At 59.5% G+C, this 20041-nt stretch carries 14 protein-coding genes; 6 read left to right on the top strand and 8 right to left on the bottom strand.

All coding sequences use genetic code 11. The annotated features are described in order from the left end of the window. Positions 1 to 19: 19 nt before the first annotated feature. From NPS56_RS01140 to NPS56_RS01120, 5 genes are all read left to right on the top strand, one after another. Positions 20 to 1207 (top strand): lipid-transfer protein, encoded by a 1188-nt coding sequence (locus NPS56_RS01140; protein WP_274073081.1) that lies wholly within the window; start codon positions 20 to 22, stop codon positions 1205 to 1207. 42 nt (positions 1208 to 1249) lie between these two features. Continuing rightward, positions 1250 to 1687, top strand: coding sequence for a MaoC family dehydratase N-terminal domain-containing protein (locus NPS56_RS01135; RefSeq protein WP_274073080.1), 438 nt, complete (start codon positions 1250 to 1252; stop codon positions 1685 to 1687). 9 nt (positions 1688 to 1696) lie between these two features. Next, positions 1697 to 2113, top strand: a complete 417-nt coding sequence (locus NPS56_RS01130) for a MaoC family dehydratase (RefSeq protein ID WP_274073079.1) — start codon at positions 1697 to 1699, stop codon at positions 2111 to 2113. 37 nt (positions 2114 to 2150) lie between these two features. Continuing rightward, positions 2151 to 2981: an SDR family NAD(P)-dependent oxidoreductase gene (locus NPS56_RS01125; protein WP_274073078.1), complete on the top strand. Its 831-nt coding sequence runs from the start codon at positions 2151 to 2153 to the stop codon at positions 2979 to 2981. 124 nt (positions 2982 to 3105) lie between these two features. After that, on the top strand, positions 3106 to 4674 hold the full coding sequence (locus NPS56_RS01120) for a long-chain-fatty-acid--CoA ligase (RefSeq protein ID WP_274073077.1): 1569 nt from the start codon (positions 3106 to 3108) through the stop codon (positions 4672 to 4674). 137 nt (positions 4675 to 4811) lie between these two features. Here NPS56_RS01120 and NPS56_RS01115 read toward each other — a convergent pair whose 3' ends face one another. Next, complete coding sequence (locus tag NPS56_RS01115; protein WP_274073076.1) at positions 4812 to 7544, bottom strand: LuxR C-terminal-related transcriptional regulator; 2733 nt, start codon at positions 7542 to 7544, stop codon at positions 4812 to 4814. Positions 7545 to 7657: 113 nt separating this feature from the next. Further along, a complete protein-coding gene (locus NPS56_RS01110) occupies positions 7658 to 8851 on the bottom strand; it encodes a lipid-transfer protein (protein WP_274073075.1) in 1194 nt (397 codons plus the stop codon). 283 nt (positions 8852 to 9134) lie between these two features. Between NPS56_RS01110 and NPS56_RS01105 the strand changes: the two genes are divergently transcribed. Beyond that, the gene (locus NPS56_RS01105; protein ID WP_274073074.1) at positions 9135 to 11825 is read left to right on the top strand and encodes a LuxR C-terminal-related transcriptional regulator; all 2691 of its coding nucleotides are present in this window, start codon (positions 9135 to 9137) and stop codon (positions 11823 to 11825) included. 166 nt (positions 11826 to 11991) lie between these two features. Here the strand turns inward: NPS56_RS01105 and NPS56_RS01100 are convergent, their stop codons facing one another. From NPS56_RS01100 to NPS56_RS01075, 6 genes are all read right to left on the bottom strand, one after another. Continuing rightward, positions 11992 to 13359: a DUF1329 domain-containing protein gene (locus NPS56_RS01100; protein WP_274073073.1), complete on the bottom strand. Its 1368-nt coding sequence runs from the start codon at positions 13357 to 13359 to the stop codon at positions 11992 to 11994. 27 nt (positions 13360 to 13386) lie between these two features. Then, complete coding sequence (locus NPS56_RS01095) at positions 13387 to 15198, bottom strand: DUF1302 domain-containing protein (RefSeq protein WP_274073072.1); 1812 nt, start codon at positions 15196 to 15198, stop codon at positions 13387 to 13389. 154 nt (positions 15199 to 15352) lie between these two features. After that, positions 15353 to 16216: an MBL fold metallo-hydrolase gene (locus NPS56_RS01090; RefSeq protein ID WP_274073071.1), complete on the bottom strand. Its 864-nt coding sequence runs from the start codon at positions 16214 to 16216 to the stop codon at positions 15353 to 15355. Between the two features lie 135 nt (positions 16217 to 16351). Continuing rightward, positions 16352 to 17497 carry an acyl-CoA dehydrogenase family protein gene (locus tag NPS56_RS01085; protein WP_274073070.1) on the bottom strand — a complete coding sequence of 382 codons (1146 nt, stop codon included), beginning with the start codon at positions 17495 to 17497 and terminating at the stop codon, positions 16352 to 16354. Between the two features lie 14 nt (positions 17498 to 17511). Next, positions 17512 to 18705 carry an acyl-CoA dehydrogenase family protein gene (locus tag NPS56_RS01080; protein WP_274073069.1) on the bottom strand — a complete coding sequence of 398 codons (1194 nt, stop codon included), beginning with the start codon at positions 18703 to 18705 and terminating at the stop codon, positions 17512 to 17514. A gap of 135 nt (positions 18706 to 18840) precedes the next feature. Beyond that, entirely contained in the window at positions 18841 to 19971 is a 1131-nt protein-coding gene (locus tag NPS56_RS01075) for a CaiB/BaiF CoA transferase family protein (protein ID WP_274073068.1), read from the bottom strand. Between the last annotated feature and the right edge of the window lie 70 nt (positions 19972 to 20041).

Genomic DNA, 20041 nt, shown 5'->3' with positions numbered 1-20041 from the left:
TTCCAGCGAGACCCACGACATGAGCGATAAAGTTATCGTTGCCGGCGTCGGCATGATTCCGTTCAGCAAGCCGGGCGCCAGCCCCACTTACACCGAAATGGGCGCAGAAGCGTTGCGCCTTGCGCTGAAGGACGCCGGCCTGAGCTACGACAAAATCCAGATGGCATTTACGGGCTACGTGTTCGGCGATTCCACCAGTGGCCAGACCGCCCTTTATGAGGTGGGCCTGACCGGGATTCCGGTGGTCAACGTCAACAACAACTGTTCTACCGGCTCCACAGCCCTTTACCTGGCCCGTGCGGCCGTGGCCAGCGGACAGGTCGAATGCGCCCTGGCGTTGGGCTTCGAGCAGATGCAGGCCGGCGCGCTGAGATCCCATTGGGATGACCGCCCGCGTCCACGCGCACGTTTCCTTCATGTACTCGAGACGCTCACCGCCGACGCCGCCGATATTCCTCAGGCCTTACGTGGTTTCGGCGGTGCCGGTCGCGAACACATGCAACGCTACGGCACCTCGATGGAAGCCTTTGCCGCGATCCGCGCCAAGGCCAGCCGCCACGCTGCCAACAACCCGCTGGCGCTGTTCAAGAACGTGGTCACCACCGAAGAAGTGATGAACGACAAGGTCATCTGGCCGGGTGTCATGACCCGCCTAATGGCGTGCCCGCCGACCTGCGGTGGTGCTGCTGCGATTGTCTGCAGCGAAGCTTTTGCCAAAAAGCATGGCCTGCGCACGGATGTGGCGATCCTTGCCCAATCGATGACTACCGATGTGGTCGAGTCCTTCGACCCGCCGTCGATGATCAGCTTCGCCGGTTTTCACATGGCCCAGGCGGCCGCCAATCAGGTCTACGAACAAGCAGGCATCGGCCCCGAAGACATCCGCGTGGTCGAACTGCACGACTGCTTCGCCCACAACGAACTGCTGACCTATGAAGCCTTGGGTTTGTGCCCGATCGGCGAGGCCGAACGGTTCATCCGCGATGGCGACAACACCTACGGCGGCCAAGTCGTGACCAACCCGTCCGGCGGTCTGCTTTCCAAGGGCCACCCGCTGGGTGCAACCGGCCTTGCCCAATGCTATGAGCTGACCCATCAACTGCGTGGCACCGCCAACAAGCGCCAGGTGGAAGGTGTGCAGATAGCCCTGCAACACAACCTGGGCCTGGGTGGCGCCTGCGTCGTCACGCTGTTTGGCAAGAACTGATCGCCCTGTTCAGGCGCGTTTTGACATAGGAGCCAAGTGAACATGACAGACAAAAATCTGATCGGGCACAAAACCGGCGCGTACAGCGTCGACGTTGAAAAAGGACGCCTGCGCTTCTTCGCCAAGGCCATCGGCGAAACCGATCCTGTCTACACCGACGAAGCCGCTGCGAAGGCGGCCGGTCACGAATCCTTGCCGGTCCCTCCGACCTTCCTCAAGTGCCTGGAAAGCGAAGGCCGCGATGTGGTGGAGCTGCTCAATTTGGTCGGCTTTGACCTGGGCCGGGTTCTTCACGCCGAGCAGTCCTTCGTCTACCACAAGATGGCCTATGCCGGCGATGTGCTGACGTTCGACGGCTTCATCTCCGACATCTACGAAAAGAAAGGTGGCGCCCTGCAATTCGTGGTCATGGAAGCACGAGTGACCAACCAGTCTGGCGAGCACATCGCCGATATCCGCTCCTCCCTTGTGCAGCGCTAAGGAGTCGTCATGAGCGTTCAATTTTCCGATATCCAGATCGGTGACGAGATCCCGCTGCTCAAGCTGCAGCCGGTGAACCGCACCACCCTCGCCTTGTACTGCGGTGCTTCGGGTGATCACAACCCGATTCACGTCGACCTCGACTTCGCCCGTAAGTCGAGGATGGACGATGTGTTCGCCCACGGCATGTTGTCCGCGGCGTACCTCGGACGCCTGTTGACCGCTTGGGTGCCGCAGAGCCAGGTGCGCGGCCTGTCGGTGCGTTTTACCGGGATCACTCAGCTCGGCCACATACCGACTTGTAGTGGCAAGGTCGTCGAGAAGTTCATCGATGCCGGCGAACAGCGCGTGCGCCTGGCGCTTCGCTGCGCCAATCAGTACGGCGAAGAGAAGCTGGTTGGAGAAGCCGTTGTCGCCCTCGCCTGATATTTCAACCCACCCCCACAGCCTAAGGAACAATCCAATGAAAAAACTTGAAGGTAAAGTCGCGCTGGTGACCGGTTCCGGTCGTGGTATCGGTCGTAGCGTCGCCCTGCAACTGGCGGCTTATGGCGCCAAAGTCGTGATCAACGATCTGGACTCGGCGCCAGCCGAAGAAGTCGTGGCTGAAATTCGCCAGGCCGGTGGCGAAGCCGTTGCCTGCGTCGGCAGCGTGACCGCCGCCGATTTCGCTGAGCGATTCGTACAGACTGCCGTCCAAAGCTACGGTGGCATCGACATCATCATCAACAACGCTGGATACACTTGGGACAATGTCATCCAGAAGATGACCGACGAACAGTGGTACGCGATCATTGACTGCCACCTGACCGCACCGTTCCGTATTCTGCGTGCGGCCCAGCCGATCATCAGCGCCCAGGCCAAGAAAGACGCCGCTGAAGGCCGCGAAGTGTTGCGCAAGATCGTCAACATTTCCTCGGTCGCTGCTGGCGGTAACGCCGGTCAATCCAACTACTCCGCCGCCAAGGCCGGCATCATCGGCATGACCAAAACCCTGGCCAAGGAGTGGGGCCGCCTGAAGGTCAATGTCAACGCCGTGGCCTTCGGTTTCATCGATACCCGACTGACCCAAGCGCTGGCTGGCGACGAGAGCAAGACCATCAACATTGAAGGTCGTGAAATCAAGGTCGGCGTTCAACAGGAACGTATCGATACCGCCAGCTCTGCCATCCCCCTGGGTCGTCCTGGCACGGCCGAAGAAGCCGCTGGCTCGGTGGTGATGCTGTGCCTGCCGGAAGCCAACTATGTCACCGGTCAGGCCCTGGTCTGCGGTGGTGGCTACGGCACCCTGTAAGCCGCCGTTCGTCTTTCCGGGCACTCTTCCCTCCCACAGTGGGAAGAATGCCCGGACAATGAGATCACAGCCTGCACCACACTTCGCAAATGCACCCCCTACAAAAACAAGATTGGAGGTTTCGATGTACATGACCCAAGGGCTGCAGCGCCATCGGCAGCAGCGCCCCAATGCCACGGCAATTCGTTATCAGGGCCGCAGCATGACGTTCGCCCAGCTAGGTGATCGCGTTGCCAGGCTGGCTGGGGCTCTCAAACGCCTGGGCGTCGCCAGTGGCGAACGCGTCGCGATGCTCTCGCTCAATTCCCAACGCTACATCGAGTATTACCAGGCGGTGCCATGGGCCGATGCGGTGCTCAATCCGGTGAACATCCGCTGGAGCGCGGCAGAAATCGTCTACTCCCTGAATGACTCGCAAACCTGCGTACTGATCGTCGATGACACCTTCCAGAAATTGGGCACACAGGTGGCCGTCGAGGCCAAGAGCATTCGGTTGGTGATTTATGCCGGTGACGGCGAAACGCCCGAGGGCATGCTCAACTACGAAACCCTGATCGCCGAGAACGAGCCGGTGGAAGACGCGCACCGTTGTGGCGATTCCCTTCTCGGAATCTTCTACACCGGCGGCACCACCGGTTTCCCCAAGGGCGTGATGCTCAGCCATAACAACATCGGCATCTCCGCTCTCGCCAACCAGGATCGCGTGGGCTATGGCGCGCATACGCGCTACCTTCATGCCATGCCGATGTTCCATCTGGCCGACCTGGCCGCGATGGTTGTGCTGTTCCTCAGCGGTGGCGTGCATATCGTGCTGCCCGCCTTCAAAGCGCAAGAGGTAATCGAGCAGATCAACCGGGAGCAAGTCACCGACACCTTTCTAGCGCCCACCATGCTGCAGATGATCCTCGACTGGCACCAGGCAAATCCAACCCATGCGACACTGGACCTTAGCTCGCTTCGGGAAATCACCTACGGCGCCTCGCCGATTACCCCCGTCCTGCTCGAACGCGCGCGTCAGACCTTCCCATCAGCCCAGTTTGGCCAAGGCTATGGCATGACCGAAATGGCTCCCGGCATCACCATGCTGGGCGCCGAGTACCACTGCGAGGAACATCAGCGCAGCGGCAAGATGTACTCAGCCGGGCTGCCCATCAGCTGTGTGGAAATCCGCATCGCCGATACCGAGGACCGCGAAGTGCCCCGTGGCACAGTCGGCGAAATCCTGGTGCGTGGCCCCAACGTCATGCTGGGTTACTGGAACAAACCGGAGGCCACTGCCGAGGCGCTTCGCGGCGGCTGGATGCATACCGGTGACGGCGGCTACATGGACGACGATGGCTTCATCTACATCTGCGATCGTCTCAAGGACATGATCGTCAGCGGTGGGGAGAACATCTTCACCGCCGAAGTGGAGAACGCCATCGTCAGCCATCCGGCCGTTGCCCAAGCGGCTGTGATTGGTATTCCCTGCGTTAAATGGGGGGAGACAGTGCATGCGGTGATCATCCTCAAGCCTGGTGCCAGCGTTGCCGAAGATGAAGTGGTCGCCCATTGTCGGGAAATGATTGCCGGCTACAAAGTGCCTCGCAGCATCGAGTTTCGCACTTCCTTGCCGATGTCCAGCGTCGGCAAGGTGCTGAAAAACGAACTGCGCAAACCGTTCTGGGAGAACCGCCTGAGTAACGTCAACTGACCTGAAACAGAAACACAGACGTAACCCTGTAGGAGCCGAGCTTGCCCGCGATAGCGGTAGGCCAGTCAACATCAATGTTGAATATGATGCCGCCATCGCAAGCAAGCTCGGCTCCCACAAGTTCTGGGTTGTTCAAGCTAGTCGATATTCAGGTCACGCCATTTGGCAATTGCTTCTACCCTGCCGGCAACATTGAGCTTGGCGAACAGATTCTTGATGTGCCATTTCACCGTTTCCGGTGACACGCCCAGGGTTCGCGCAATCTTCTTGTTGGTCATGGCTTGAGCTATCAACTGCAGCACCTCAGTCTCTCGCTCGCTCAGGCTTGCAATCGGCGAGGTCACCTTGTGCTCGGTATTCCCTGTTGGCTTGGCAGCAGAGATCAGCCGCTGCGCGTAAAAGGCCAGCACCGGGTCAAGAGCATTATCGTGCAGCAGGTCGGTGAGCATTCGGGGCAGTTGCGGCGCAACGTCGAGATAACTGCGCACAAGGCCAAGCCTGTGTCCCTCACGCAGGACCTCCATCAGTTGTTGGAGCGCTTGCTCGTCATGCCCTCGCGCTTTCTCGGCCATAGACAGTTGCAGGCGCATGATTGCGACCAACTGCCAGTGCCTGGCCGACTCACAGAGGGTGAGCATGGGTGCAATCTGCTGGATGGCCCGGTCGAATTCACGCTGATACAAACTTATCTCGACCGCTGCCCGCATGGACAGCAAATGGATGATCAACGGGGTGCCGCGCAGGATGCCAGCATGCTTGTCAGCGAGCGCCTGCAGCTCTGCCAGAAGGACCTCGGCCTGCGAGGTCTGATATTTTTCCAGGTGCCAACGCATGCGCACATACAGCGTCCACGCCAGCAGCCGGCCCAGATCGTAGCGCTGTGCGTACTCTTTCAGGCGGTCCAGATAGGCCAGCGCCTGGGTTTGCTCGCCGTTGAGCCAGTAAGAGCGGCTCAGCGCCAGCAGACTGTGCAGAACGATGTTGGGCAGGGAAATCCGTTCAAGGATGTCCAGACGCGGTTCCAGCAAATGGCAAACGTCGCTCAAGTCGTTCTGTTCGTACAACAGACCGGCGAGAAACGCGGCGGCGGCATGGCCGGCAACCGCAGCACTGCTGCCGTGCGGTTTGGCCGCTTCCAGGGTGTTGCGCAAGATATTTTCCGCTTCGCTGATGCGCCCCTCGTGAATCAGGCTCACACCATAGATACAACGACCGATCAGAGTCCGGCGCGGCGAAGTATTGGGGCGATCGCTGTGCTGAATGATCTGGCGCACTCGCTCGTGATCTCCGCTGAACAGATACAACCAGGCCAGAATGGATGCGCGCCCCGTCAGAATCAGATCATCGGCATCGTCAGGTATCGCCTCCAGCTCCGGAGCCAGTGACCACGCCACCTCCGTCAGGTCGCGTTGCATGGCCAAGGTGCCACGGGTGACCAGCAGACCCTGGCGTTGCTGGGTATTGAGCCGGTGCTGTTGTACCTCCAGCTGGTCAAGTATCTGCTGCCCGTCGGCGAAGTTATGTGCATGGAGCTGCAACTGAGCCATCACCAATTGCAGACTGTAACGCTCACGCATCTGCTCCTGGGGCAGCTTGCGCAAAAGGTTGGGCAGCTGACTCAGGGAGCCACGCGCCATCAGTTCGTGCGCACAGGCTTCGACAATCTCGGCGGCAATCTGAAAGTCGCCGGCCAGTACGGCGTGGCGCACCGCCTCGTCGATATGGCCTTGCTCAAACAGCCAATCCCGAGCCACCGCATGGAGTTTTTTCTGGTCTTCTTCGGGCTGACGACCGAGGTGATCACGCAGTACCTCGCGCAACAACGGATGCAGGCGGTACCAGGTTTCTTTGTCATGGCTCTTGATCTGCGTGATGAACAGGTTATCGCTGTCCAGGCGTGTCAACTGGCTCATCATCCCGGCAATCGCGTGCGGCTTGCCGACAAGCCTGGCACACAGCGGGGCGGTGAATCGGTTGCAGATCGAAGAGTGCGTCAACAACTGCAGATCCGCGAGGGGTAAATGGACCAGTACTTCCTGTTCAAAATATTGCGCGAAGGCTCCGGCACCACGCACCTGCATCCGACTGAAGCCGGCGCCATGCTTAGATTTCAAGTCAATGGCGAACAATTGCAGGCCAGCCACCCAGCCGTCGGTCAAGTCATGCAAGAGCTCGGCATCGTGATGGCTGATCTCGCCGAACTGCCGCAGGTAGCGCCCCGATTCTTCGACGGTAAAACGCAGGTCCTTCAAGTCATACTCGGTCAACTGGCCCTGAGTGCGCAGACGGGCCAGCGGAAGCGTGGCAGGTAAAGTGCTGCGCGTACCGAGCACCAGGTGCAGGTTCGGCGGCGCATAGTCGAGCAGCCAGCCTAGCAGTTTGAAGATGTCGGGGTCGTTGAGGTGGTGTACATCATCGATCATCAACACGAGATCGTGGGCGTGACCGGCAATCGCCTGTAGCAGCACGATGATCCAGTGTTCGAGCGCCAACTCGCCGCCACCCTCACCAAACAGCAGGGTCGCCTCCCGCGCCAGCGCGGCGTCGACTTCGGCAACACTGGCCAACAGGCAGTTGGTCAGCCGCGCCGGCTCGTTGTCCTCTCCGGTTAGCGACAACCAGGCGACATCGAAATCGATCGCTATCAGTTCGCGACGCCAGGCCAGCAAGGTACTAGTCTTGCCGCTCCCAGCCGGCCCCTGGATGGCCACACAGCGCTGCCGACGCGCCTCCATCAGGCGGCTCATCAGTGCCGCGCGGGGCATCAGTTGACGCGCGCCGCGAGGGGGAATGACCTTGGTGTCAGGGATAAGCTGAAGCACCCGGTCGGCAGGTAGATGGAGCCTGGAGCCTGAGGGTGGAGTGGGCATGGACTGAATTCCGCAAACAATCTTGTTCAAGTGCAAGTCTAATACAGGACGAACGCCAGACTCATACACGACAGCAATACACATGCGCGCCCACGGCGCGCATGTGATCGGCATTAAGCGCGACCGTACAGCGTGACGACGCAGGCACCACCCAGTCCAAGGTTGTGCTGCAGGGCAAGATTCACGCCTTCGACCTGACGTTTGTCGGCGGTACCGCGCAACTGATGGGTCAGTTCATAGCACTGCGCAAGCCCAGTGGCACCCAGCGGGTGGCCTTTGGAAAGCAGGCCGCCGGACGGGTTGGTCACCACGCGACCGCCGTAGGTGTTGTCGCCATCGAGCACGAACTTCTCGGCGCCTCCGACCGGGCAAAAGCCCAACGATTCATAGGTCAGCAACTCATTCTGGGCGAAGCAATCATGCATCTCGGCGACCAGGATATCCTGCGGGCCGACACCGGCCTTCTCGTATACTTCGCTGGCGGCGCGCTGGGTCATGTCGAAACCGACCGTCTGGATCATCGACGTCGGTTCGAATGAAATCCCGCGGTCAGTGGTCATCGACTGCGCCAGGATCACTACATCGGTACGCAAACCGTGCTTTTTGGCAAACGCTTCGCTGCAAATGATCGCGGCAGCCGCACCACAGGTCGGTGGGCACGCCATCAAACGCGTCATCACGCCGGGCCACAGCACCTGATCGTTCATCACGTCCTCGGTGGTGACGATTTTACGGAACAGTGCTAATGGGTTGTTGGCCGCATGACGACTGGCCTTGGCGCGGATGGCAGCGAAGGTACTGAGCTCGGTGCCGTAGCGTTGCATGTGTTCGCGACCGGCGCCGCCGAACTGACGAAGGGTCATCGGCACACCGATCGCGCCGGCGTCGGCGGTCAGCTCGTCCGACACGTGCAGATGCTTGCCCATGCACGCCGGGCGATCAGTAAACACCGCTCCCAGGGCACCCGGCTGCATCTGTTCGAAACCCAGGGCCAGAGCGCAATCGACCGCCCCGCTTTCCACCGCCTGGCGCGCCAGGTACAGGGCCGTGGAACCGGTGGAACAGTTGTTGTTGACGTTCACCACCGGCACGCCACTCATGCCCACTTCATAGAGCGCCGATTGACCGCAGGTCGAGTCGCCATAGACGTATCCGACATAAGCCTGCTGAACCAAATGGTAGTCCAGGCCAGCGTCTTTCAATGCCTGACGGGTCGCTTCAGCGCCCATCTGGATATAAGACCCACTGGCACCAGGCTTCAGGAACGGGATCATGCCAACCCCGGCAACGTACGGTTTGTGTGACATCACATTCTCCATAAAAATTAGGCCCTGCTTCGGCGTCTTGCTCTACTGCCCGACCGCCCGAATTATCCGGACTGCCATCGTTGCGAAGCCGTTGCAGGCTGTACCCGCTCGCCGCGGGGGGTATATGGGGGGGGCCCCACTCTCGCCCCGACCAGTGTTCGTCCACGATCAATTTTGTCGTTGCACAAACGCGCACTAATCGGCCTAAAATCCTGCAAAACATAACAACGCAGTGGGAGCCTTTCACCAAGGTCCTTCAAATCCGTTGCAGACTGGATTCGCCATGCCTCCGAATGCCCCGCCAATCACCACCCGATTCTCGCCGCCACGCATCAGCAGTCACGCGGTGCTGCGCGAATTGCTTCTGGCCCGCCTGCAGGCGGCTCGGGATTGCCGGCTGATCCTGATCAACGGCAGTGCGGGTTTCGGAAAGACCACGCTGATGGCGCAGTGGCGACAAAGCCTGATCAAGGACGGCAACAGCGTTGTATGGTTGTCGCTGGCGCAGGAAGACGGCGCTCTGGAGTCTTTTTGCGCCAACCTCATCTGCACACTGCAAAACGCCGGCGTGCCTCTTGAGGAAGACCTGCTGCTGTTGATCGAGCGCGAGTCTCTGGACGGTTTGCTCGCCTTGGCTTCGGTCATGATCAACACGTTGGCTCGGGTGAACGCACCGCTGTATTTGATGATCGATGACTTCCATTTCGCCACCGATCCACGCATTTCGCGCCTGGTGCAATTGTTGGTGGATGGCGCTCCAACACAGCTCCACATCGTGCTGGCCTCAAGGGTCAATGCCAATCTGAAACTCGGGCGGTTGCGTGCGATGGCTGAGCTCTGCGAGATCGGGGCTACCGAGCTGGGCTTTGATTTCAACGAGTCCCTGACCTTCCTCAAGGCCTACCTGGACGATGGCATCGATATGGAGCTGGCGCACGCCATCCACGAGAATACGGACGGTTGGCCCATCGGCCTGCAATTGATGTCCATCTCCCTCAAGGCCAACCCGCGCAAAGAAGCGAAGATCCATCGACTGCTACCAGGCAACAGCGACCTGCGCGACTATCTCGCTGAAGACGTGGTGGCCGGATTACCGGCAGAGATCATCAAGTTCCTCGAGAAAATCTCGATCCTGCGCCGCTTCAATGCGCAGGTGGCAGAGCACGTCAGCCAGACGCCGCAAACAGTCGACCTCATCGCCAGCATCGAGGCCCACAACCTGTTCATCCTGCCTGTCGACATGGAGAGTCAACAGCAGTGGTATCGCTTGCATCCGCTGTTCGCCGAGTTCCTGCAACAACGTTTGGTCGCATCAGACGTCGACATGTCCCCGCTGCACCTGCGCGCCGCACACTGGTTCGAACAGGCCGGGATGGTGAGCGAGGCGACACGCCATGCAGTGCTCAGCGAAAACCTTGAGGAACTGGTGCGCCTGCTGGAGCGCAAACAGCCGACCTATCACGGTCTGAGCCATCTTGGCCAGTTTATGCGCTGGCTGGATTGCGTTCCGCTGGAGCAGCTGACACAACACCCCAAAGTACTGCTGCAAGGCGCTTGGGGCTGCTTGTTGACGATGCTGACCAGCAAGGCTGAAACCTGGATTGAGGTCCTTGAAAAAAGCTCGGCGGACCCGTCCACCTGGAAACCTCACATCGATCTCGTCAGGGCCGCGATCGCCCTGCAACACGATGACCTGGCGCGCTGCAGTCAGCTTGTTCAGGGTTTACGCGAGCGCACCTTTACCCATCCATTCAATGAACGAATGCGCGTTTGCCTGTACATCAACAGTCTGGTCTACCTCGGCCAACAACAGCAGGCCTGGCAATACCTGAACGGCCCCGAATGCGCAACGCTGCGCACCGGCCATGACGAGCTGGCGCTGATGATCGTCGCCACCACCGCTCACGGCATTCTGCTGTGCGGGAATGTTCTGGAAGCTTCGCGGCATCTCATCGACGTCCTGCTTCTGGCCGAGAACAAACATGGCCGGCGCTCGGTCAGCGCCTGCACCTGTGCAGTGGCCGTCGCCGAGGCACACTACGAAATGGACCGCATCGACGACGTGCGCGAAACCCTGAGCAACCGCCTCGATCTTTTGCGTTTTGCCCCTCCATCAGTGAGCATCTCGGCGATGATCAGCGTCGCCCGCATGAATTATCTGCTGGAGTCGTCAGCTACTGCGCTGACATACCTGACCAAGATGGCCGGGGAATTTCGCGCCAGAGGTTTCGATCGCGCGCTGGCCCATAACCTGACCGAGCAAGTACGCATTCTGCTGGGCAATGGCGACTGGCGCCAATGTGAAAGCCAGAGAGCCGGCCTCGATGCACTGACTCATCGGTACTGCAGCGATACGCCGCTGGCGCATGAGATCGGCGCCCTTGCAGCCTTGTCGCGGGCGCGCATCTGCCTGGCCAGGCAAGAGCCGGACCGCGCGCTGCTGGCGCTGGACATCGTCGAGCAATTCGCCAGCCGCTACAGTCGAGGTAAATGGCGAATCCAGTCGAACCTGTTACGTGCCGTGGCGCTCAATGACCTGGGATGCCAGTCGGAGTCCGCTGTGTTGTTGCGGGCGATCGTGGGCGAAAGCTACGAACTGGGCATGGTACGCACCCTGCTGGATGAAGGCCCTTCCCTGCTGGCGCTATTGGCCAACCTTGATTGCGGAGACGATCCGGTGTTGGACAGCTATCGCAGTCGACTGGCCGCTGTGCCGTTGAACTGCGCCAGCACTGGCCCGGGATTAGCACGCGCGACGAAGGATTCGGCGGCGGGTGAGCACTCGCTATTTACCAAGCGAGAACTGGAAATCATCGGCCTACTTGAGCAGTCGATGCCCAACAAGCGCATTGCACAGACCCTCAATCTCAGTCAGGAAACCATCAAGTGGAACTTCAAGAACATCTACACCAAGCTGGGTGTGTCGTCCCGCTATGAAGCACTGACTGCGTTGAGACAACGGGCTGAGCAATAAGGCAATTCGAAAAAAGATGACATGTGTGGGAGCGAGCGTGCTCGCGATGGACTCAAGAGCGCTGCGCTGAATCAAAAAGCTCGCGTTACCGTTAACGTCCATCGCGAGCAGTCTCGCTCCTACAGATTGACCCTCCTGCGGGAGCGAGGGCTTGCAACTTCCGGGATCAGCGAATACCTGCGTTGCGCAAGGCTGCCGGTGTGAACTCAGCCAGGTTCGGTTTGACACCGTACTCGATTCCCTCCTTGAATTCGTTGCCCAGTGCCATGACCAGGTAGCGTCCTGCTACCAGGTCATAGAGCGTCTGACCGGCATAGGTTCCGACGCCCTGTTCATAGTCGTTAATAGCCATACCTTCAGCAACACGCCACAACTGCCCGCGACCGTCGTAATGGTCGACCTCGGCCAGCTGCCAGTTGTCTTCATCAAAGTACATATGACGCTTAGCGTAGATATGACGCTGACCTGACTTCAGGGTGCCCACCACTTCCCACACACGGTGGAGCTCGTAGCGGGTCAAGTCCTGATTGATGTGCCCGGCCTTGAGAATGTCGGCGTACTTGAGCGACGGCGAGGCCAGGCGATAGTTGTTGTAAGGAATGTACATCTCCTTCTTGCCAATTAGCTTCCAGTCATAGCGGTCCGGCGCGCCGTTGAACAGGTCTCCGTTATCGGACGTCCGCATGCCGTCCGACGCGGTACCTGGCCCATCGTAAGCGATTTGCGGCGCACGCCGCACACGGCGCTGGCCTGCGTTGTAGACCCAAGCCAGACGCGGTTCCTTCACCTGGTCGATGGTCTCGTGCAACAGCACAACGTTTCCGGCCAGGCGTGCCGGCGCTGTCACGCGCTGTTTGTAATACGCAAAAATGTTGGCCGTGCTTTCCTTGTCGTCTCCGGTCATGTATTGCGGGAACGCCATTTCATCTTCGAATTCGACGATAGTGAACGACCCATCGACCTGCGGTGTGGCCTGGACCATCTCGCGTCGCTGATTGTGACCGCGGTAGCGCGTCAGGTGATTCCAGAGCACTTCAACGCCGTTTTTTGGAATCGGGAATGCGAAGCTGCGAGAGCCACTGAAATTACTCAGGCCATTGCCACCGTCGACCGGCTGAGTGTTCAACGCACTCTGTTTCGTGGCATCGTAGATATCCTGCGGGGCAGCCGCTGTGCGATGAGTCTTGTACACCGGAATCTTGTAAGTGTTGGGATAGCGCTTGAACATGGCCAGCTGACCGGCAGTGAGCTTGTCCTTGTACTGTTCGGCGTTAGCTGGCGTGATGACGAATAGCGGCTTTTCATCGCTGAACGGATCGCCCAGAAATCGATTGGTAACGGGCGCCGCACCAGGCTTCAAACCACCCGTCCAGGCAGGAATGCTGCCATCGGCATTGCCTTCCTTCTGCGCGCCGAGCGGCGTCAAGGTGGTACCCAGTTTTGCCGCCTCTTCCGCAGACACTGCCGCCATCACTTGCCCGGCCAGCAGGGTCAGCGCGAGTGCGCCTATATGCATCATTGTTTTTGTTTTCATGCTTGCTTTCTCTCGCCTGTCTTCTGTTTAGAAGTTCACGCCAAAGCTGAGCGCGACGAAGTCGCGGTCACCATTGGTGTTGAAATGACCACCGAAGAAATCGGTGTAACTGAGGCTCGCGGTGTAGCTGTTTTTGTAATCGGCATCGACGCCGAGGCTGACGGCCTTAAGCCCTTCTTCAAAGTTGGGCCCGGTGCCCTCGACGTCATGCGACCAGGCCAGGTTCGGTGCCAGGTTGATGCCGGCGAATACGTTCGGATAATCCAGACGAGCGCGAGCGCGGTACCCCCAGGAACTGGTGGTGTAGAAGCCCTTGTCGTTGCATTCCTGCTGGGGGTTGTTGGTGGTGTTCAAGCACGCAGCATTCGCAGTCCCCGGCTGGACGCCGACGCCGAAAATCCCGCTGCGACCGAAGCGCAGATCGTTGCCGTCGGCATCGCTCAGCCCATTGATGCGGTTGTAACCCACCTCACCCACCAGGGTCAGGCGACTGGCCCCCATGACCTGCTCAAAAAACTGCGTGGCGGACATTTGCGTCTGCAGCACCGGCATGCGTTTGTACCCGTTGATCTCGCCGCCCGGGGTTGTGGTGGCGTAGCCGATCCGGTTCAACAGCGCCGTCGGGTTGCCGGTTGTGGCTCCCGCCATGTCGATGGTGTTGATCTGCAGTGGCATGTTCGGCCGGTAACTGATTTCGCCGCCCAACGAGGTGCCATTGACGTTGGTCTGGAAACTCAGGCCATACAGACGGATATCTTCCGGGTAATCGACAAAATAGCGCGAAGCGCGAACCGCCGGGATTGGGTTGGCGGGATTGAAGGCCACGCTCGAACGCAGGGCGCTCAAATAAGGGCCGCGGCTGTGATAGTTCATCACGTACGCACCGAACTCGGTGTCGTTGAGCTCTGGTACAAACCAGCGCAGGGCCAGGCCGTACTGACCGCTGTCACGGGCCTCGTTGTCTTTCACCCGCGGGGTGTAGGCGTCGTCGGTATTGTTGTTGAAACCTGGCGGGTTGGCCGTGTTGTTGGCCAGCCCCGGTGCCAGATCCAGCCCGGCGCCCACCTGGCGGTCATTGCAACCTTTGGACAGGGGATCGACGCCGAAGAAGGTGCCGCAGTTGTCAACGACAGTACTTTCCCACTCCAGCTGGTAGAACGCCTCGGTACTGAAATTCTCGGTGATGTTCTGCGACATGTAGAACATGTTGACCGGAATCAGGCCTTCCTTGACCTCGGCACCTGGACGCCGCAGCGCGGCCACATCGATCGGGTTGATCGAGTTGATGCTGTTGCCGATGAAAGTACTTTCGCCCCAACTCACCACCTGCTTGCCAAGGCGCACGTTGCCCGGTAGTTCGCCGATGTTGTAGTTGTGATAGACAAAAGCATCGAGGAATTCGGCACCGGATGCCTTGGCCATGTCATTGCGGCCGCTGTCGTCAATGTCATAGAACGGCCGGTGTTCGTCCTTCAGTTCGAAGTCGTACCAGTACTTGCCACGTACGAAGATGCCGCTGTCGCCGTACTTCAACTCGAGGTCGTGGATGCCTTTGAATATCTTCGAGAACGTTTCACCCTTCTTGAAGTTCAGGCGGTTGTCGTCAGACAGCCGGGACGACGAGTTACCGCGCCTGCCCTGCGAGTTGAACGGGGAAATGAAATCAGGATCACCCCCGCGCACCGCCCAACTGGCCCCCATGGACAGGGACGTGTCGAACTGCCCCTTGATTTCCCCGATTTCGAAGTTGACGGCATTGGCCTGGGTGCTCATGCCGATGGCAACAGCAGCCGCCAGCAGTTGGGGGCGAAAGCCACCCTGCATTATTGTTTTTGTCATGCGGCACTCCGATAAATGTTTTCTTGTCTTTTTTGTGTTTAGAGCGGTTCGATCCTAAGAGTCGGGCTGGTCAACACGCCCACCCGCGGGAGGGGGAATAAGGGGGGGATGTATAAACAAGCGACGAAGTCGTGCGTACGAAGGCTGAAGGGCGTTACCCTTCGAAGCGGTTCAACGTGCGGTAGTGATCGAACGGGATATAGCGCGATCGGCGGTCACGCATGATTTTGACCAGCGCCACTTCCGGGTCGCGAGCAAAGAACAAGCGGCCACCGAGCGCCACCAAGTGGTCGAGCAGGTGTTCCTTCTCGTCGACCACTCGCTCAGCGTTACGGTCTCGGCCGCTGGTCACCTCCAGATCCAGCCAATGCGTGCCGGGAATCAGGTCGCCGCAAAAAATCATTGGCCCGCCTGGCAATTGGATTTCAGGCAGAAGCTGGCCCGGGGTAAACCCATCGCTTATGTGAAAACACCAGCCATCGCCGAGTGACTCACATCGGCCGCTTCCGATCAGGGTCAAACGCCCACTGCTTTCAAGTCCATGCACCAAGGATGAGACGAACAGGTCCCGATCCCGTGGGTGCGGATGGCGTGCGCGATGCCAATGTCGTTCACCGCACACATAGCGCGCTCGCGGGAACAGCAGGCGCGGCATGTCACCGTCTCTGACCCGCTCACTTGTTTCCTTGCAAAGCTGCGCATGCACGTGTGTAAGAACCACCGTATCGATGTCGTCTTCATTCAGCCCGCGCCGCGCCAGGCTTTCGAGCAACCCCGCCGGTCGCGGCTGGCAACCGCATTTTCGCGCAAGTGGCGCCAGCAGATTGTCGGCACCGGCCATGACCAGGATGTTTTTGCCTTGCTCTTGCACCAACAACACCCGAGCAGAAATCTCTACCGTGTTGTCGTGGTCGGGCTTCATCCAGTCGGCCCATAGCACGCGCGGCGTATGCCCGAACAACATGCCGCCGTCCAGTCGACGACGCAGGCCTGTCAATGTGGAAATGCTACGGCTCAATTTCTTCCCCTTGTGTACACACTCTCCCCTGCGGCAGCACGCGGTGTGCCTGTTCGACCACGAGAGCCGGTTTTGCGACTGCTGCGCAGCCGGACACAGGCTGCGCCAGCTGCTACAGAGAAGGTGCATTAACGGTTATGCGTGGACCTGCAGCAGCCGGCTGTAAGTCTTGAGGTGATGGTCGTCGTTGCCGAACTGGTGGCTGAGCATCAGCAAATGCTTGGCGTGGTGCGACAGCACGTATTCCCAGGTCAGGCCGATGCCGCCGTGCAGTTGGATACCCTGCTCGGCAATAAACCGGCCGGCGCGCACGATCACCACCTTGGCGGCGGCCAGGGTGCGGCTGCGCTCGTCGCTGTCAGGCGCATCAGCTGCGCATGCGGCGAGGATGGCCATGGAGTTGGCCTGGTCCAATTCGATACGCATGTCCACCATGCGGTGTTGCAGAGCCTGGAACTTGCCGATCGCCTGGCCGAACTGTTGACGTGTCTTGAGGTAATCAAGGGTCAAGTCGCACACCGCTTCCATACTGCCTACCGCTTCGGCGCACTGCGCGGCCAGCGCGCGACCCTGTTGGTAGCGCAGCGCGGCCAGGGCTTGACCGGACTCACCGAGTACACCGGCGGCGCTGACGAAAACATCGTCCAGGTACAGTTCGCAGGCATGGCGGCCATCCATGGTTGGATAGATGCGGCGGCTGACACCCGGCGCACGCGGATCGAGCAAGAACAGGCTGATGCCGGTTTCGTCACGATCGTCGCCTGAGGTTCGCGCGGACACGACAATCAACCCCGCGCTGTGCCCTGCGACCACTACCGATTTACGCCCGTTGAGACGCCAGCCTCCGTCCTCGGCTTTGGCGCGGGTGCGCACATCGTGCAACTGGTAATGGCTGGTTGGCTCGTCGACGGCCACTGCCAATTGCAATTGCCCGCTGGCAACGGCCGGCAGCAATTCGTTGCGTTGTTCGTCACTGCCAGATTGGGTTAGCAGGCCACCGGCGAAAATCACCGAATGCAAATAGGGTTCAAGGCACAAACCGCGTCCCAACTCGGTCATGATCAGCAGCGTCTCCACGCCGCCGCCACCAAAACCACCAAATTCCTCGGCAAATGGCACGGCGGTCAGACCCAGCTCGCCCAGTTGGCGCCAAAACGCAAGGCTGTAGCCCAGCTCGCTCTTGGCGAACTGCTCGCGCGCTTCGAACGCGTAATTGTCACGCACCAGGCGAACGGCGGTGTCCTGCAGCATTTGCTGCTCTTCGGTAAGTTTGAAGTCCATGATCGCTATTCCCCTTACAGCTCTAGAATCATCTTGGCGATGATGTTCTTCTGGATTTCGTTTGAACCGCCGTAGACCGAAGTCTTGCGCATATCCAGGTATTGGCTGGCAGGCGTGGTGCTGTAGTCGCGGTATAGATCCGCTTGCTCGCCATAGCCCAACTCTTCTTCAATGAAGGGCATGGCATACGGCCCCAGAACCTTGCTCATCAAGTAGGTGATGGCCTGACGGATTTCACTGCCCTTGATCTTTAGAAACGAGCTTTCGGTGCCTGGCACTCCGCCGTCGCGGGCAGCGGCGACAATGCGCAGGTTGCTCATTTCGATCGCCATCAGCTGGATTTCCAGCTCGACGATTTGCATGCGCAACTGGATGTCGTCGATCAGTGGCAGGCCGTCGCGTTGCTCCTGGCTGGCAATGCGCTTAAGGCGCCCGAGCATCTGCTTGGCCTGACCAATGCCGGCAATGCTGGTGCGCTCGTGGGTCAACAAGTACTTGGCGCAGGTCCAGCCCTTGTTCTCCTCGCCGACCAGGTTTTCCACCGGCACGCGCACGTTGTCGAAGAACACTTCGTTGACTTCATGCTCGCCATCGAGGGTGATGATCGGGCGTACGGTGATACCCGGGGACTTCATGTCGATCAATAAGAAACTGATGCCCCGCTGTTGTTGCGCTTCGGGGTCGGTGCGCACCAGGCAGAAAATCCAGTCGGCGTAATGGGCCAGGGTGGTCCAGGTTTTCTGGCCATTGACCCTGTAGTGGTCGCCATCACGTACGGCCCGCATCTTGACCGCGGCCAAGTCAGAACCGGCACCCGGCTCGGAATAACCCTGACACCACCAGTCTTCAGCGCTTAGGATGCGCGGCAGAAAGCGCGCCTGCTGTTCTGGTGTACCGAACTTGATAATCACCGGGGCAACCATGTTGACGCCGAACGGCACGATCCACGGTGCGCCGAACGCGTAGCATTCTTCGTCGAAGATATGTTTCTCCACCGCGCCCCAACCGGTGCCGCCAAATTCAACTGGCCAGCTGGCCGCCAACCATCCTCGCTCATTGAGCAGGCGCATCCAGGTGACCTGGTCTTCTTTGTTGAAACGCTTGCCTTGGCGACCGCGCGCTGCGATATCGGCCGGCAATCTGTCGCGCAAAAACGCCCGGACTTCCTCGCGGAAAGCCACTTCGGCAGGGGTGAATTGGATGTCCACTGATGTACTCCTCACATTCGGCTGAAAGTGGGCAAGGACAGCTCGACTGACCCACTGGCAACCACGTTAGAAGATTGATCAGCGCGACCTCCCCCCCCACGGAAGGGGGGCTTGGGAAGCAATCGACAATTGCCCTCAAACGATCGCGCCGACGTTGCGCAGTTCGTCGATCTGCCCGCTGCTCAGGCCGAGTTTTTCAAGAATCTCGAGGGTGTTTTCGCCGTTCTTCACCACCCTTCCCGCTTCCACGGGTGTACGACTCAACCGCGGAGCTGGCGCCGGGTGCAATACGCCGGCAGTTTCCATAAACAGACCGCGAGCGCGGTTGTGCGGGTGGGTAAAGGCTTCGCTGAAATCCAGCACCGGAGCGAAGCAGGCATCAGTGCCTTCCAGCAATTGGCTCCAGGCATCGCGGGTGCGAGTCATAAACAGCTTCTCGAGTTTCAGGCGCAACGCCGGCCAGTCCTGCTTTTGCCATTGCGGCTTGAAGTCCGGATCGTCGATCTCGCATAACTCCAGAAGCAGTTGATAAAACTGCGGTTCGATGGCGCCAATCGACACGAACTTGCCGTCGGCGCACGTGTAGCAACCATAGAAAGGAGCACCGCCATCAAGCATGTTGTGCTGGCGCTCATCGTCCCACTGGCCCTGGTGAAGCCAGTCGTAATACATGCTGGCGAGCAATGTCGCGCCGTCACAGATGGCGGCGTCCACGACTTGTCCCAAGCCAGATTTCTGAGCCTCAAATAGTGCTGCCAGAATACCTGTCACCAAAAACATCGCCCCCCCGCCCATGTCGCCAACAAGGTGCAATGGTGGCGTCGGTGGCCGGTCGGCGTGGCCCATCGCGTTAAGTACGCCTGACAGAGCAATGTAATTAAGATCATGCCCTGCCGCGTGTGCCAATGGCCCACTCTGGCCCCAACCGGTCATGCGCCCGTAGATCAATCGCGGATTACGTTCAAGGCAGATTTCTGGACCCAGGCCAAGGCGCTCCATGACGCCGGGCCGGAACCCTTCGATCAGCACGTCGGCGTCGTCGATCAGCTGCAACAACACTTCAGTGGCGCCGGGTTTACGCGGATCTATCGCAATGCTGCGACGGCCGCGCCCAAGCAGGCTGCCATCGGCATTGAGAAAACCGGACGCATGACGGTCAACGCGAATGATCTCCGCGCCCATATCCGCCAGCATCATGGCAGCGAACGGCGCAGGGCCGATCGCATTCATTTCCACTACTTTCACACCTGCCAAAGGTCCGGGCATCTCAAGTTTCTCTTTTGTTATAGGGAGGCTGTTCGCTGCGGCTCAAGACAGTAGATGCCCGACATCCTGA

It is taken from the genome of Pseudomonas putida (genome assembly GCF_028682635.1).
In the GTDB taxonomy this organism is placed as follows: domain Bacteria; phylum Pseudomonadota; class Gammaproteobacteria; order Pseudomonadales; family Pseudomonadaceae; genus Aquipseudomonas; species Aquipseudomonas putida_AE.
This window is presented reverse-complemented; position numbering and strand designations above follow the sequence as displayed.